Here is a 13534-nt window from a genome sequence, read left to right as displayed (position 1 = left end):
CCTACCATACAATCACTAATGTGATGATCGAACATCCTAAAGCAATCAGCCAAAAAATTGTATCGATCTTCCATTCCGACCAGCCACTCATTTCAAAATGGTGATGAATAGGCGACATTTTAAAAATTCGTTTACCAGTCAATTTGAAAGAAGCGACTTGCAGCATGACACTTGCTGTCTCAATCACATAGACAAGTCCGACAAGTAATAATGTCCATTCTTGGTGAAGCAGTATTGAAACTGCTGCTAAAAGACCGCCCAATGCAAGGGAGCCCACATCACCCATGAAAATTTTAGCTGGTTTACGATTGTAAGGGAAGAAGCCGATCAATCCTCCAATGACCGCTAAGCAGACGATCAGGATATCGATTTGATCTTGACGCCAAGCAATGAGGCCATAAGTTGCAAATGAGATCGTACCGAGTCCAGCAACCAAGCCGTCAATCCCATCTGTTAAGTTGACGGCGTTTGAAAAGCCAACTAACCAAAAAATCACAAATGCGCCGTAAAAGATCGATAGCGGCAGCTCAAATCCAAAGAGATTCAAAACATTCGCATTGCCTTCTGATAAAAAGACCAGATAAAAGACAATCCCACCGATGATTTGTCCGATCAATTTTTGTAAAGAGTTTAAACCCATGTTGCGTTTCTTGAAAATTTTGATGAAATCGTCCAAGAATCCAAGCGCACCATAAACCAAGATAATAAATAACAAAATGAACAGCGATGCGGTCAACTGCTTTTGCCATGCGCCAACCCAAACTGCTGTGATCAATGCCGCAATCAAAAATACGAAGCCGCCCATTGTAGGAGTGCCAGCTTTGACATTGTGCCATTTTGGCCCTTCTCCTCGAATCTCTTGTCCGTATTTTTTCATTTGAAAATAGCCGATAAACAGCGGCATTGCAGCAGTAACGATTGCAAAACTACTGGCAAGTGGCAATATCATCTCTGTCCATTCCATAGTGTTCTCTCCCTATTCTTTTTCGCTCAATTTGAAGGTAATTGTTTGATCCGTGATTTCCTCATAAGATGCAAGACTTTGGGAAACACAATACCCGTCGCCCTCAAATTTGACATCAACATCCAACATGTTGCCCAATTTGACTAAATCAGCTTTTGACCATGTGGTGGTGTCAGGCATATAAATTTTGTCACTATCCGTTAGCAAAAGAAGTCTTTCTCCTGGCAGTACTTTCGATCCACTGTCCACAGACTGATCGATAACTGTTTTTCCATCCCCTAATACTACAGGTGCTAGACCAATTTTTTGTACATCAGTTGCCGCGGTAGTTGTATCTAATTTACGATAATCATTGACGGTTACTTTCTGACTATTTTCTGTTGCTGTTTCTTCTAATGTTGCTTTCTTTAAATCCATCACGCGTTTCATCAACGGATTGGCGATTTTTGCCAATGCTTCGCTGTCGTGGTGTTCTGGTAATTTAATTGTTAGATAAAGAATGTATTCAGGGTCTTCTGAAGGAACCATTTCTACGATTGAGTACAAGTAATTGGAATCCCCAGATAAGTATTTCCCAGTTTTTGGATCAGCTACTTGGGCAGTCCCAGTTTTTGCTGAAATATTGTAACCAGGTACACTATAGACACCATACGCACTTCCGTAGTTTTCACTTTCTACCACATCACGCATATATTCTCGAACTTTCGTCGCTGCTTGTTCCGTGATAGGGTGTCCAACAACTTCTGGCTGTGTTACAGTCTCTTCACCTGTTTCATTGTCCACGATTTTGCTGATGTATTGCGGCTTGACCATCGTGCCGTTATTTGCGACTGCGGTAAAAGCCTGCATCATTTGAAAATTCGTCACACCGATTGCTTGACCAAATGAAGTCATTGCTTGACTGACCGGATTATTTTCCGGCATGATCCCAGTATTCTCATTTGGCAGACCCGAGTACGTACTGCGACCAAATCCAAACTGTTGCAAGTATTGTTGCCAACGGTCTGTCATTCGTTGTTCCAAAGTAACCATCCCAATATTACTTGACCAAGAAAGAGCTTGACGCATCGTCAATGTTCCTTTTTGACCAAAGTCCCAGTCATTGATTGTCGCATCATACAGTTTCAATCCGTCCGGACTTGGTGTAAAAGTTTCATTTTCATCGAATATCCCTTGATCGATAGCAGCAGCTGTGGTTAAGACTTTCATGGTCGATCCTGGTTCATAGTTGTCTTCGACCAATAAATTCTGCCAGGTTTTGATGGTACTTAAATCATCAGGATCATAGGTTGGCCTTTGTGCCATCGCCTCGATTTCTCCTGTTTTTGCATTCATTAATGTGGCAGTCAGATCTTCTGGCTTGTATTCTTTGAACACTTTATCCATGAGCGTTTCTAAATAGCTTTGAATCCGGCTATCAATCGTTGTATAGATATCTTTGCCATCTACCGCTGCCACTGATTCTGCCACCGTTCCCGGTAGCGGGTTTTGATTGTTATCCTTTTGATAGACGATTTTCCCGTCTGTTCCGGATAATACATCATCATAAGCAGCTTCTAAACCAGTTTTTCCTACTAAGCCAGAAGAGTCGTTCTCCTCATTTTCTGCTAGAGCATAGCCGATAAAGTGAGAAGAGAAAATTCCATTAGGATACATTCTAGAAGGATGATCTGTAAAATAAAGGCCAGCGATTCCTTCTTTTTTCATTGCTTCTTCGATCGCTGTCTTTTTCTCCAGCGTCATTTTACTTCCTTGGCTACCGAATTCCACTTGCCAACGTTCTTCTTTTAGACCTTTTTCCAAAGTTTGCACAGCCTCATTCTGATCAATACCTAGTTGCTCATTCAGAATTTTGGCTAATTTATCAAAGTTCTTCTCTTCAGCATATAAATTCTTTTTCCCACTAACGTAGGATTTTGACAAAATAGCATAAACAGAATAAGAAGTTGCATCTTCTGCGATTGCGATCCCGTTGCGATCATAGATTGTCCCGCGTTTTGCTTTGACAACTTCGCTTCCTTGATAAAGGCTCTTGGTTTTCTCAGCCAATGAAGTACCTGCCACATTACCTACGATAACAATGTAGCTCAAACGCGTGACAAACAAAAAGAACAATCCAATACTCGTAGCAAAGAGAATAATACCTACTTTTTTGCGATTGTTCGTTGTAGTTTGGTTTTTCTTTTTCAAGTATTGCTTGAATTTATCTGTTAGCTTCATTTAATCCACTTTCCTTAAATTGTCATCATCGATCGACAATCCATTATCCTCAGCAACCTTTTTGATACGCTCAGTTTTAGAAAGTTCGTTTCTTTCTTGCTCTAATTGTTCTGCTTGACTATTTTTTTCATTGATGTCTGATTGGATCAGTGAAATATCATGTTCGACTTGACTGATCGTAGTCCGAATATTGATCGTCAGGATCGCTAATGTCAAAACGGCAATGATCACAAATGCTGCAATCAGTTTTTCTAAATTAGAGATACTTTTTAACCGGCGAGCAGGAGATGCTGGTACACGGATAACCTCAGGACGCTCAGGTTCGCTTGGCAGCTGTTCAATTGTCGGTTCAGAGTGAGCATAAAACTCTTGTTCAGACGTTTCTTCAAATTCATAATCATGAACTTTTAGTTCTGCCATAATTGCTAACCTTCGCTTTCCTTCATTTTTTCCGCGATCCGCAGTTTAGCACTACGGGAACGATTGTTTTCAGATACTTCTTCTTCAGAGGGAAGAAGTGGTTTTCGAGTAATTAATTTTAGTACTGGTTGAAATTCTTCGGGGATGATCGGCAACCCTGGTGGCACATCTTTTGGGGTGCTGTAAGCTTTGAACGTAGACTTGACGATTCGATCTTCTAAAGAATGGAAAGTGATAACACTGATTCGTCCATTTTTTTCCAATAAATCGATGGCCTGTTCCAAAGATTCTTCAATGACACCTAATTCATCATTCACAGCAATCCGAATGGCTTGGAAGATCCGTTTGGCCGGGTGTCCGCCTTTGCGCCGCGCCGGAGCGGGAATCGCTGTTTTGATAATCTCGACTAATTCTCCAGTCGTTTCGATTGGTTTATTTGCTCGTGTCCGTTCAATTTCACGAGCAATTTGTTTTGAAAATTTTTCTTCTCCATAACGGAAAAAAATTTTTACAAGTTGGTGATAATCAAATTGATTCACTACCTCATAAGCAGTCAAAGCAGCCGACTGATCCATCCGCATATCTAATGGTGCATCCTGATGATAACTGAACCCACGTTCTGCTTCATCTAATTGCGGCGAAGAAACGCCTAAATCATACAACACACCACTTACTTGATCGACACCCTGTTGCTGCAAAGCTTCCTTTAAATAGCGGAAATTGCTTTTTATAAACGTGACCATTCCTTTAGCCACATAAGACGCTAAGCGTTCTTTGGCATGATCGATCGCTTTTTGATCTTGGTCAAATGCGTAGAGGTGTCCCTCTTCTGATAATTGGGACAATAAATATTCACTATGACCCGCTCCACCTAATGTACAATCGACATAGATTCCATCCGGACGAATAGCTAAACCGTCCACTGTCTCCTTCAACATTACGGTGTAGTGTTGAAATTCTGCCATGCGCTTTCCTCTTCCTATAAGCCAAAATCAATCATTGTTTCAGCAATTTCATCAAAATTTTCTTCTGCTTCAGTGGTAAATGCTTGCCAACGCGCTTCATCCCAGATCTCAATCCGGTTGGAAACGCCGATGATCACGCAGCTTTTCATAAGTGACGCGTGTTCACGCAAGGTTGCCGGAATATTGATACGACCTTGTTTGTCGATCTCGCACTCCGTGGCAGCGGAATAAAAGAAACGTACGAATATCCGAGCATCTTTCTTCGCCAAGGGCATTTCGTTCAGTTTTTCTTCTAGTTTTTCCCATTCAGATAAGGGGTAGCCAAATAAACAGCCATCTAATCCACGTGTCACAACAAATTTTTCTCCGAGTTTTTCTCGCAGTTTTGAAGGAACGATTAGTCGGCCTTTTGCATCTATCGAATGTTGAAATTCACCCATAAACATCGATAAATAACCCCCGATCTCCACCTGATAATCACAGTCTACCACAATCCCCCACTTTCTACCACATTTAACGTGAAATTTAAAAGTGAAGTTCTTTGACTAATTTTTACCAAACGAAAAAACAGGAGTTTCTTTCTCTTAAAAAGTTTTTAAAAAAACTTTAAGCAGAAAAATCTCGATGGGATAAGGGTTCTCCCTGTCACAAATTACAAATGCGTGACGATATTTAAAATGATCAAAACAACATGGAAAATCAATGTAAACAAAAAGATACTCCGCCAGTACATTTTGATGTATCTGCCATACTGGATTTCTTCGTAATAATACGCTTGAAAGACAGCTAAGAGAATCCCCAGTAATAAGATAGAGATCAAATAATAGGGAGTGATCGATTGCTCAAAAGTATTCTTTGATAACTGATGAATCCCAATCACCAAAAAAGGCACAGCTAAGTCGGGTGCCTTCAGTCCAAACCGTTCTTTCAAAGACAACGCAGAAACTAAAAATCTGCAAGCAAAAAAAACGACTAATGGAAAGATATACCAAAATAAAACAGCAGGCCCAAATCCAGACATACAAACAAATCCTTTCTAACAGCTAGTGTAACTATACTTTATTTTCTTTACATCTATGTTTCAGTTCGTTTAAAAATCCGCGGTCCAATAAGACAGTCTGCAATCTTTTACTTTCCTTACTCAAGCATCCTGCTTATTTTCTACTTATTTTTTTTCTATATCTTTACTAATTAAAACAGAACAACCACCCTTCAACAAGAGAATCTTTGAAAAAACTTTTTGTGCTCTTGCAAAATATTCAAGATTTCTTAATTTATAAGAATAGCAGCTTGAGTTCTTTGGTAATTGGAGGTAAACTGTGACTAGAAATCAATCTAAAAGGTGGATCACGATGAACGAAAAAAAACCAAAAAGCACCTTCGCCAAAATCACTCAAGTAGTTATTTGGACAATGCTTATTTTGACAGTCGGGTCAGTTTTTCTGGCAGCCTACACAAGTATCATGAAATAATAAAAAACAGCAGTTGCATGAATCACCTTCTAACGTTGATCCAAAAAACAAACGTTAGAAGAGGTGCTTCAGCATTACTGCTGTTTTTTTGTTACCCAACTTTCACCTACGTTTACTAAATAGTTTCTATAGAAGCGGCGAAACAAGTCGTGCTAATCCCTCTTTGACCTTGATCAACAATCGGCGATTCCGGTATTTTTCCAAAGTCAATTCCTCTGAATCCTTGGAGTCAGCAAAAAATGCTTGGCGCGCTTCCTCAGCAACTTTTGCATCATAGACAACTGTATTGACCTCAAAGTCAAGTCGAAACGAACGAACATCAATATTCGCAGAACCAATCGAAACGACCCCACTGTCAACAATCATCGTTTTGGCGTGCATAAAACCTTTCTCATAAGTCTCTACCACTGCACCATAGGCTAATAACTCAGCAGCAAAAGAGTAAGTTGCCCAATAGACAAGTGGATGATCTGGTTTATTAGGGATCTGCAAATGAACAGAAACACCGGACAAAAGTGCCAGTTTCAAGGCATTGTGGATCGATTCATCAGGAATATAATAGGGAGTTTGAATCAAAATTTCTTTTTTGGCTAAATTAATCATCTTCAAATAAGTTATCTTTATCTCTTCGTGTTCTGAATCAGGACCGCTAGTCACTACCTGTGCAGCAATCGTTCCGTTTGTTTCGATCATTGGAAACAACGCTGCTTCATATTTGATTTCGATAGCATGTTGTGAATTCCAGTCCATCAAAAACCGGTTTTGTAGTGAGTAAACAGCTGGTCCTAAAATTCGCAGATGATTATCCCGCCAATAACCAAATTTTTCCACCTCACCTAAATATTCATTTCCAACATTGAAACCACCGGTATAACCAATCTTGCCGTCGATCACGACAATTTTCCGATGATTGCGATAATTGATCCGAGGATTGAGATAAGGAACGAACAACGGGAAAAAGAACGCAACTTGACCGCCATGAACCCGTAATTCATCGAAGAATTTCAGTGAAACCTGGGTGCTGCCCCAAGCATCCAAAAGCACACGGACTTTCACTCCTCGTTTGGCTGCACGGATCAAAGCATCTCGTACTTCTCCCCCCAATGTATCACTGCGATAAATATAATATTGCATATGGATATGATCTGTGGCGCCTTCAATATCTTTGAGTAATGCATCAAATTTTTTTCGACCATCTTTATAAAGAGTCATTTCATTTGTAGTGGTATATAACGACTGACCATAGATCGTCAATAAATAAACGAGCTGTTTGACTTCTACTTGCGCAGTGGGCGGATGGGGATAAAGATTCCGCTGCAGCGCTTGCTTTTGCTCTTCCAGCTCCACGTTCAAACCAATTTTGGCTTGTGTCCTCAAATCGAAAATTTTTTCTTTGGAGATTCCGCGACCAAAGAAAAAATAGAGTACAAATCCCACGACTGGTATAAACAATAAAACAAGCAACCACGCCCATGTCTGAGCCGTTTGCCGTCTTTCTCTAAAAATAATCACAATCGACAACAAAATGTTCACGAAGAAAATGATCGTGAACAGGTTATCCATAACTAACATACCAACCCTCACCTCTCCTAAAAGAATAGCGAACTTGCAGTCTAAAGTAAAGGTGTCGGCAAATGAAAAACAGACCTGCTAGTCAGCAGATCTGTTTCAATAACACGTTCTACGCTTTTAAGAAACGGCGCATTGAGATGATCGATCCTAATGAACCAATCACGATTCCGATCAGAGCCATGACACCACAAACTTGCAGTAGAAACTGATTTGGTGCAATCAAACTATAATTGGAACGTAGCAGTGCTGGATTGACTAACAAGTAAACTTGGTGATAACCAAAATACATAATAGCGATAGGGACAATTGATCCCAGCAATCCGATCCAGCCGCCTTCTAAGAAGAAAGGCCAGCGAATGTAACCATTTTTAGCACCTACCAGACGCATAATTTGAATCTCTCTTTGACGAGACAAGATCGTGATCCGAATCGTATTTGAAATCAAGAACATTGCCACAAAGATCAATAGGATAGCAGCCCCAAGTCCCCAAGTACGAACCGCAGCTGATAGAGCAAAGATCTTGTCAGAAGAATCGCCACCATAGTCTGCTTTGAAAACATTTGGCAATTCTCCAGCTTGTTTTGCAATTTTTTTCGTGTATTCAGGATCTGTGGCACTAACAACGTATACGTTATAAAGCGGATTGCTGTCCCCTTCGAATAAGTTCCAAGAATCCCCCATCGCATCCTGAATTTTTTTCAATTCATCATCACGACTCGAAAAACGAACGTCTGAAACATTCGGTAATTCTTTAAGCGATTGTTCCAAAGTATCCATGTCTTTTTGTTCTGTTCCGATATCCACAAAGACAGAAACATCCACATTCTTACGGATGTCTTCGGCTAACTTCGTTGCATTTAAAATAACACCCAAAAAGATACCGACTAACGTCAACGTGATCGTGACTGCACTGAGTGACGCGATCGTCATCCAGCCGTTTCGTTTTAAACTTTTAATACTCTCAAGGAGATGACGGAAAAACGTTCTAATCATCGTAACCATATTCTCCTTCCGCTTGGTCGCGAATGATCCGACCATTTTCAATTGCGATTACACGGTGACGAATCGTATTGACGATCGTGCTATTGTGTGTCGCCATCACTACTGTTGTTCCTTGTGCATTGATCCGATCCAACAACTTCATGATCTCCCAAGAATTCTCAGGATCTAAATTTCCTGTTGGTTCATCTGCAATCAATACTTTCGGGGTATTCACGATTGCTCGTGCAATAGAAACCCGTTGTTGCTCTCCGCCTGAAAGCTCACTTGGGAAGACTCGTACTTTGTGTTTCAATCCTACAAGGTCCAATACTTCCATTACCCGTTTTTTGACCTCCCGAGGCTTGCGGCCAATAACTTGCATCGCATAAGCGACATTCTCATAAACCGTTTTTCGCGGAAGCAATTTATAATCTTGGAAAACAACACCGATTTCGCGGCGCATCAATGGCACTTCGCGATTCTTGATCGTCAACAGGTCATACCCTGCTACATTAAGAACACCCTTCGTTGCTTTTTCTTCACGATACATCAATTTGATAAAGGTCGATTTCCCTGCACCGGAAGGTCCGACGACATAAACAAACTCACCTTGATCAATTGAAATCGAAAGATTACGGATAGCAGTCGTACCATTAGAGTACTTTTTCATTACTTCTTTCATTTCAATCATGCAGCTATCTCTCCATCTCACTTTTTTTCATACTGGCTTATTATAGCATGAATATATTTCACAATGCTTTCAACAGATTACAATTATATTTCAATCTGTTTAATAGCCCAGTATAGTTATTTTTGATTTAATTTCAACTTGAGGTAGGCATCGATAAAGCCGTCTAAATCACCATCCATTACTGCTTGTACATTTCCTGTTTCAAAGTTAGTCCGGTGATCTTTGACCATGGAATACGGATGAAAGACATAGGAACGAATTTGTGAACCCCAACCGATTTCCATCTGTTCTCCGCGAAGCGCTGCAGCTTCCTGTTCTTTCTTTTCTACTTCTAGTTGATAAAGTTTTGCTTTCAACATTCCCATTGCTTGTTCCCGGTTTTTCAACTGCGAACGTTGTGCTTGACTAGCCACTACGGTACCAGTTGGAATGTGCGTGATTCGTACAGCAGACTCCGTCTTATTGATGTGCTGACCGCCCGCACCGCTCGCTCGATAAGTATCGATTTTCAAGTCATCACTATTGATTTCGATATCAATCGCACCATCTAGCTCTGGCATGACATCTACCGAACAAAAAGAGGTATGCCGTCTTTTGGCTGAATCAAATGGTGAAATCCGAACTAAGCGATGGACGCCTTTTTCTGATTTCAAATACCCATAAGCATTATGGCCTTTGATCAACAAAGTGACACTCTTGATTCCGGCTTCGTCTCCTGCCTGATAGTCCAATGTTTCGACTTGGTATCCATGTTGCTCGCAAAAACGAGTATACATCCGCAACAACATACTGCCCCAATCTTGGGACTCGGTGCCGCCAGCACCTGGATGCAGTTCGATGATTGCATTGTTTCGATCATATGGTTCATCTAACAGCATAGACAGTTCATAAGTTCCCATTTTTTCATTCAAAGCTTGGATACGTTCTGCTAGTTCTGCTTCCATTTCTGCATCTGGTTCTTCTTGGATCATTTCCAAAAGAACTTCCAACTCTTCAAATTCTTCTGCCAATTGATTGAACTGATCGTAGGTTTCTTTATTGGCATTGTTCTCGTTGATCACCTTCTGTGCTTGCTCAGAATCATCCCAAAACGTAGGGTCCGCCATCTGGTGTTCTGCTTCAGCGATTGCCTCTTCTAACTGATCTAAGTCAAAGAGACCCCCTAAAACTATTTATTTTTTCATTCATTTGATTCAATTGATTCCGGATATCTGCGATTTCCATTTGATTTCCTTCTTTCTTCACGCGTATTGTAAATGAACGGAAAAGGCTGGACAAGAAAAGCTGCCAGCCTTTTTCCTAACGTATCAACTCTTCTATTTTTTGCCGTGACAGTTTTTGAATTTTTTGCCACTGCCGCAAGGACACGGATCATTACGGCCAACATTTTTGAAACTAGGATCTTCTTCTGGGACTGTTTCAGTTTCTTGAGCTTCTCCTTGAGCGACTTGTTCTCGTTGTACATTTTGGCGAATCTCGGCTTTCATAAACAAGCGTGTCACTTCATATTCGATCGCTCCCACCATATCTTCAAACATGTTGTATCCTTCAGTTTGGTATTCAACCAATGGATTGTTCTGCCCATATGCCCGCAGACCGACTGACTGTCTTAATTGGTCCATCGCATCGATATGGTCCGTCCATTTCGTATCCACCACTCGCAGAATAACTACTTTTTCAAATTCTAACAATTGTTCTTGACTGTTTAATTGGGCTTTTTTCTGCTCGAAAACTTCTTCTGCCCGTTGATAGAGATAGTCTTTGATTTCTTGTGGTTTTTTGCCTTTGATATCATCAACAGAGATGGAATCTTCATGCACTAAAGCATTTCCGGCAAAGTCGACGATCCCTTCATAATTCCAATTGCTTTCTTCTAATTGGGTATGGCTATCGACAACTCGTTCAATCGATCGTTTGACCATATTCATCAATGTTTGTGAAAGATCCTGCTCTTCCATGATGACTTCTTGACGTTGACCATAGATGACTTCCCGTTGCTCACGCATAACATCATCGTATTGCAAAACGTTTTTCCGGGTATCGTAGTTGTTACCTTCTACTCGTTTTTGCGCAGATTCTACTTGTTTAGACAACATCTTACTTTGAATCACGGCATCTTCTTCATCAATCTTCATCCGATCCAAGAACACTTTGATCCGCTCAGAACCAAACCGTTTCATCAAATCATCTTCCAACGAAAGATAGAATTGAGAAACCCCTGGGTCTCCTTGACGCCCAGAACGTCCTCGTAATTGGTTATCAATCCGGCGAGATTCATGACGTTCCGTACCGATGACCGCTAATCCGCCTAATTCAGCAACACCTAAGCCTAATTTGATATCTGTTCCCCGACCAGCCATGTTCGTTGCGATCGTTACAGCACCTTTTTGTCCTGCGTTCAGAATGATTTCAGCTTCTTTAAAGTGATTTTTGGCATTCAGTACTTCATGAGGGACTTTCTCTCTATCCAACATGCTTGAAAGCAGCTCGGAAGTTTCTACAGCTACTGTACCAACAAGAACTGGTTGCCCTTTACGATGCCGTTCTTTGATATCTTGCACCACTGCGTGGAACTTACTTTCCAGCGTTGGATAAAGTAAATCTGCACGGTCATCACGAACGATTGGTCGATTGGTCGGAATCTGAATGACTTGCATATTGTAGATTTCACGAAACTCTTCTTCTTCTGTTTTTGCGGTACCAGTCATACCAGAAAGTTTTTTGTACATCCGGAAATAGTTCTGGAAAGTGATTGTAGCCATCGTTTTGGTTTCATCTTCGATCTCAACATTTTCTTTTGCTTCGATCGCTTGGTGCAATCCGTCAGAATAACGACGTCCATCCATGATCCGTCCAGTAAACTGGTCGACGATCAAGACTTTGCCTTCTTGTACGACATAGTCGATATCGCGGATCATGATATAATTCGCCCGCAACGCTTGGTCCATATGATGGGTCAACGCTGTATTTTCGATATCATACAAGTTTTCCAAGCCAAATGTTTCTTCGGCTTTCTCGATCCCTTTTTCAGTCAATCCAATTGTTTTTGATTGGATGTCGATTTTGTAATCTTCTTCTTCTTTTAATCGTTTCACAAAATTATTGACCCGATTGTATAGTGCAGTCGATTTTTCTGCTTGTCCAGAAATAATCAATGGTGTTCTGGCTTCATCGATCAAGATTGAGTCAACTTCATCGACGATGGCATAATTCAATGGCCGTTGAACCATTTGATGGCGGTAAACCACCATATTGTCGCGTAAATAGTCAAAGCCTAGTTCATTATTCGTACTGTAGGTGATATCACAGGCATATGCAGCCCGTTTTTCTTCTGCTGTCTTCGAATTGATGTTTAACCCAACAGTCAATCCTAAGAAATTATATAACTCACCCATTTCTGTAGAGTCACGGGTTGCCAAGTATTCATTGACCGTTACAACGTGCACACCGGCACCACTTAACGCATTCAAATAAACCGGCAATGTCGCAGTCAAGGTTTTTCCTTCACCGGTACGCATTTCAGGGATATTTCCGTCATGAAGCACGATCCCCCCCATTAATTGGACATGGTAAGGATACAGCCCTAAGACGCGTTTTGCCGCTTCGCGAACCACAGCAAAGGCTTCTGGCAATAATTGGTCTAACGTTTCACCTTGTTGAAAACGACCGCGAAATTCATCTGTTTTTTCGCGCAATTGTTCGTCAGATAAAGCGGCCATTTCGTCCGCATGAGATTCAACTTGTGAAGCAATATGGTCAAGACGTTTTAATTCTTTTTTATCATTCTCGATTAATTTTCTAAAAAAATTGGCCATGCCTATATAATTCTCCTTTTATTTCTACTTTTCCTAACTGGAAACTCTCCTAACTATTTTATCACTAGTTCATCATAAAGGAAATATTTTTCGGCGCAGTTCATGTTTCTCCATGATTTTTTTAACTCTTTTTTTCTTTTTTCAATTGTTTTAAATAGATTTCTTTTACGCCCATTGCTTCTTGTGTCCAAAAGAAACTCTACTTCTCTTGCTCCTTAAAACAATCTCTGAAACAGAAAGCAATCGTTTGCTTTACAACGGACGGAAAAATGATCTGCCACATTTTCATTCGCTTTTCAAATGTGAATAGAATAACTAAGTTATTTCCTGAAAATTTCGACTTTATCATTCCAATTGTAGAAAGGTTTTGTGTTGGACTGATTCTTAATTTTTCTTATAAGCAATAGAAAACCAAAAAAGTTGTTCATTTTCT

Annotated in this window: 12 protein-coding genes; 1 reads left to right on the top strand and 11 read right to left on the bottom strand. The window is 40.5% G+C overall.

Annotated elements, in window-relative coordinates; genetic code table 11:
- Window position 1: 1 nt before the first annotated feature.
- The 6 genes from mraY to EGX73_RS09515 all read right to left on the bottom strand — a co-directional run bounded on the left by mraY (window position 2) and on the right by EGX73_RS09515 (window position 5590).
- A complete protein-coding gene (gene mraY, locus EGX73_RS09540; RefSeq protein WP_005471888.1) occupies window positions 2–964 on the bottom strand; it encodes a phospho-N-acetylmuramoyl-pentapeptide-transferase in 963 nt (320 codons plus the stop codon).
- A gap of 12 nt (window positions 965–976) precedes the next feature.
- Window positions 977–3184, bottom strand: coding sequence for a penicillin-binding transpeptidase domain-containing protein (locus EGX73_RS09535; protein WP_005471887.1), 2208 nt, complete (start codon window positions 3182–3184; stop codon window positions 977–979).
- Entirely contained in the window at window positions 3185–3604 is a 420-nt protein-coding gene (gene ftsL, locus EGX73_RS09530) for a cell division protein FtsL (protein ID WP_003127633.1), read from the bottom strand.
- A gap of 5 nt (window positions 3605–3609) precedes the next feature.
- A complete protein-coding gene (rsmH, locus tag EGX73_RS09525; protein WP_041119495.1) occupies window positions 3610–4569 on the bottom strand; it encodes a 16S rRNA (cytosine(1402)-N(4))-methyltransferase RsmH in 960 nt (319 codons plus the stop codon).
- Window positions 4570–4583: 14 nt separating this feature from the next.
- Complete coding sequence (mraZ, locus tag EGX73_RS09520; RefSeq protein ID WP_123867081.1) at window positions 4584–5015, bottom strand: division/cell wall cluster transcriptional repressor MraZ; 432 nt, start codon at window positions 5013–5015, stop codon at window positions 4584–4586.
- A gap of 206 nt (window positions 5016–5221) precedes the next feature.
- The gene (locus EGX73_RS09515; RefSeq protein ID WP_123866903.1) at window positions 5222–5590 is read right to left on the bottom strand and encodes a DUF3397 domain-containing protein; all 369 of its coding nucleotides are present in this window, start codon (window positions 5588–5590) and stop codon (window positions 5222–5224) included.
- Between the two features lie 331 nt (window positions 5591–5921).
- Between EGX73_RS09515 and EGX73_RS09510 the strand changes: the two genes are divergently transcribed.
- The gene (locus EGX73_RS09510; RefSeq protein ID WP_005471881.1) at window positions 5922–6041 is read left to right on the top strand and encodes a DUF4044 domain-containing protein; all 120 of its coding nucleotides are present in this window, start codon (window positions 5922–5924) and stop codon (window positions 6039–6041) included.
- Window positions 6042–6167: 126 nt separating this feature from the next.
- Here the strand turns inward: EGX73_RS09510 and cls are convergent, their stop codons facing one another.
- The 5 genes from cls to secA all read right to left on the bottom strand — a co-directional run bounded on the left by cls (window position 6168) and on the right by secA (window position 13101).
- Complete coding sequence (cls, locus tag EGX73_RS09505; RefSeq protein WP_003127628.1) at window positions 6168–7613, bottom strand: cardiolipin synthase; 1446 nt, start codon at window positions 7611–7613, stop codon at window positions 6168–6170.
- Between the two features lie 109 nt (window positions 7614–7722).
- On the bottom strand, window positions 7723–8607 hold the full coding sequence (ftsX, locus tag EGX73_RS09500; protein ID WP_003127626.1) for a permease-like cell division protein FtsX: 885 nt from the start codon (window positions 8605–8607) through the stop codon (window positions 7723–7725).
- Window positions 8600–9286 (bottom strand): cell division ATP-binding protein FtsE, encoded by a 687-nt coding sequence (ftsE, locus tag EGX73_RS09495; RefSeq protein WP_005471877.1) that lies wholly within the window; start codon window positions 9284–9286, stop codon window positions 8600–8602. Before ftsE ends, ftsX begins: the two co-directional genes overlap by 8 nt.
- Before the next feature lie 116 nt (window positions 9287–9402).
- Window positions 9403–10510 (bottom strand): peptide chain release factor 2 gene (gene prfB / locus EGX73_RS09490; protein ID WP_103300934.1). Its coding sequence is split into 2 segments (ribosomal slippage): window positions 9403–10437 and window positions 10439–10510, totalling 1107 coding nucleotides; the frame shifts between segments, so codons are not numbered across the junction.
- A 92-nt stretch (window positions 10511–10602) separates the two neighbouring features.
- Complete coding sequence (gene secA / locus EGX73_RS09485) at window positions 10603–13101, bottom strand: preprotein translocase subunit SecA (protein ID WP_123866902.1); 2499 nt, start codon at window positions 13099–13101, stop codon at window positions 10603–10605.
- Between the last annotated feature and the right edge of the window lie 433 nt (window positions 13102–13534).

It is taken from the genome of Enterococcus sp. FDAARGOS_553 (genome assembly GCF_003812305.1).
Lineage (GTDB): Bacteria > Bacillota > Bacilli > Lactobacillales > Enterococcaceae > Enterococcus_D > Enterococcus_D gallinarum.
Note: the sequence above shows the minus strand (reverse complement) of the source record. Positions and strands in the feature narration are given on the sequence as shown.

What these genes read in the sequence shown, in the direction of transcription:
- ftsX (WP_003127626.1), bottom strand. Translation starts at nt 8,607, where the DNA reads ATGATTAGAACGTTTTTCCGTCATCTCCTTGAGAGTATTAAAAGTTTA.
- ftsL (WP_003127633.1), bottom strand. Translation starts at nt 3,604, where the DNA reads ATGGCAGAACTAAAAGTTCATGATTATGAATTTGAAGAAACGTCTGAA.
- cls (WP_003127628.1), bottom strand. Translation starts at nt 7,613, where the DNA reads ATGTTAGTTATGGATAACCTGTTCACGATCATTTTCTTCGTGAACATT.
- mraY (WP_005471888.1), bottom strand. Translation starts at nt 964, where the DNA reads ATGGAATGGACAGAGATGATATTGCCACTTGCCAGTAGTTTTGCAATC.
- mraZ (WP_123867081.1), bottom strand. Translation starts at nt 5,015, where the DNA reads ATGTTTATGGGTGAATTTCAACATTCGATAGATGCAAAAGGCCGACTA.
- EGX73_RS09510 (WP_005471881.1), top strand. Translation starts at nt 5,922, where the DNA reads ATGAACGAAAAAAAACCAAAAAGCACCTTCGCCAAAATCACTCAAGTA.
- EGX73_RS09515 (WP_123866903.1), bottom strand. Translation starts at nt 5,590, where the DNA reads ATGTCTGGATTTGGGCCTGCTGTTTTATTTTGGTATATCTTTCCATTA.
- secA (WP_123866902.1), bottom strand. Translation starts at nt 13,101, where the DNA reads ATGGCCAATTTTTTTAGAAAATTAATCGAGAATGATAAAAAAGAATTA.
- EGX73_RS09535 (WP_005471887.1), bottom strand. Translation starts at nt 3,184, where the DNA reads ATGAAGCTAACAGATAAATTCAAGCAATACTTGAAAAAGAAAAACCAA.
- ftsE (WP_005471877.1), bottom strand. Translation starts at nt 9,286, where the DNA reads ATGATTGAAATGAAAGAAGTAATGAAAAAGTACTCTAATGGTACGACT.
- rsmH (WP_041119495.1), bottom strand. Translation starts at nt 4,569, where the DNA reads ATGGCAGAATTTCAACACTACACCGTAATGTTGAAGGAGACAGTGGAC.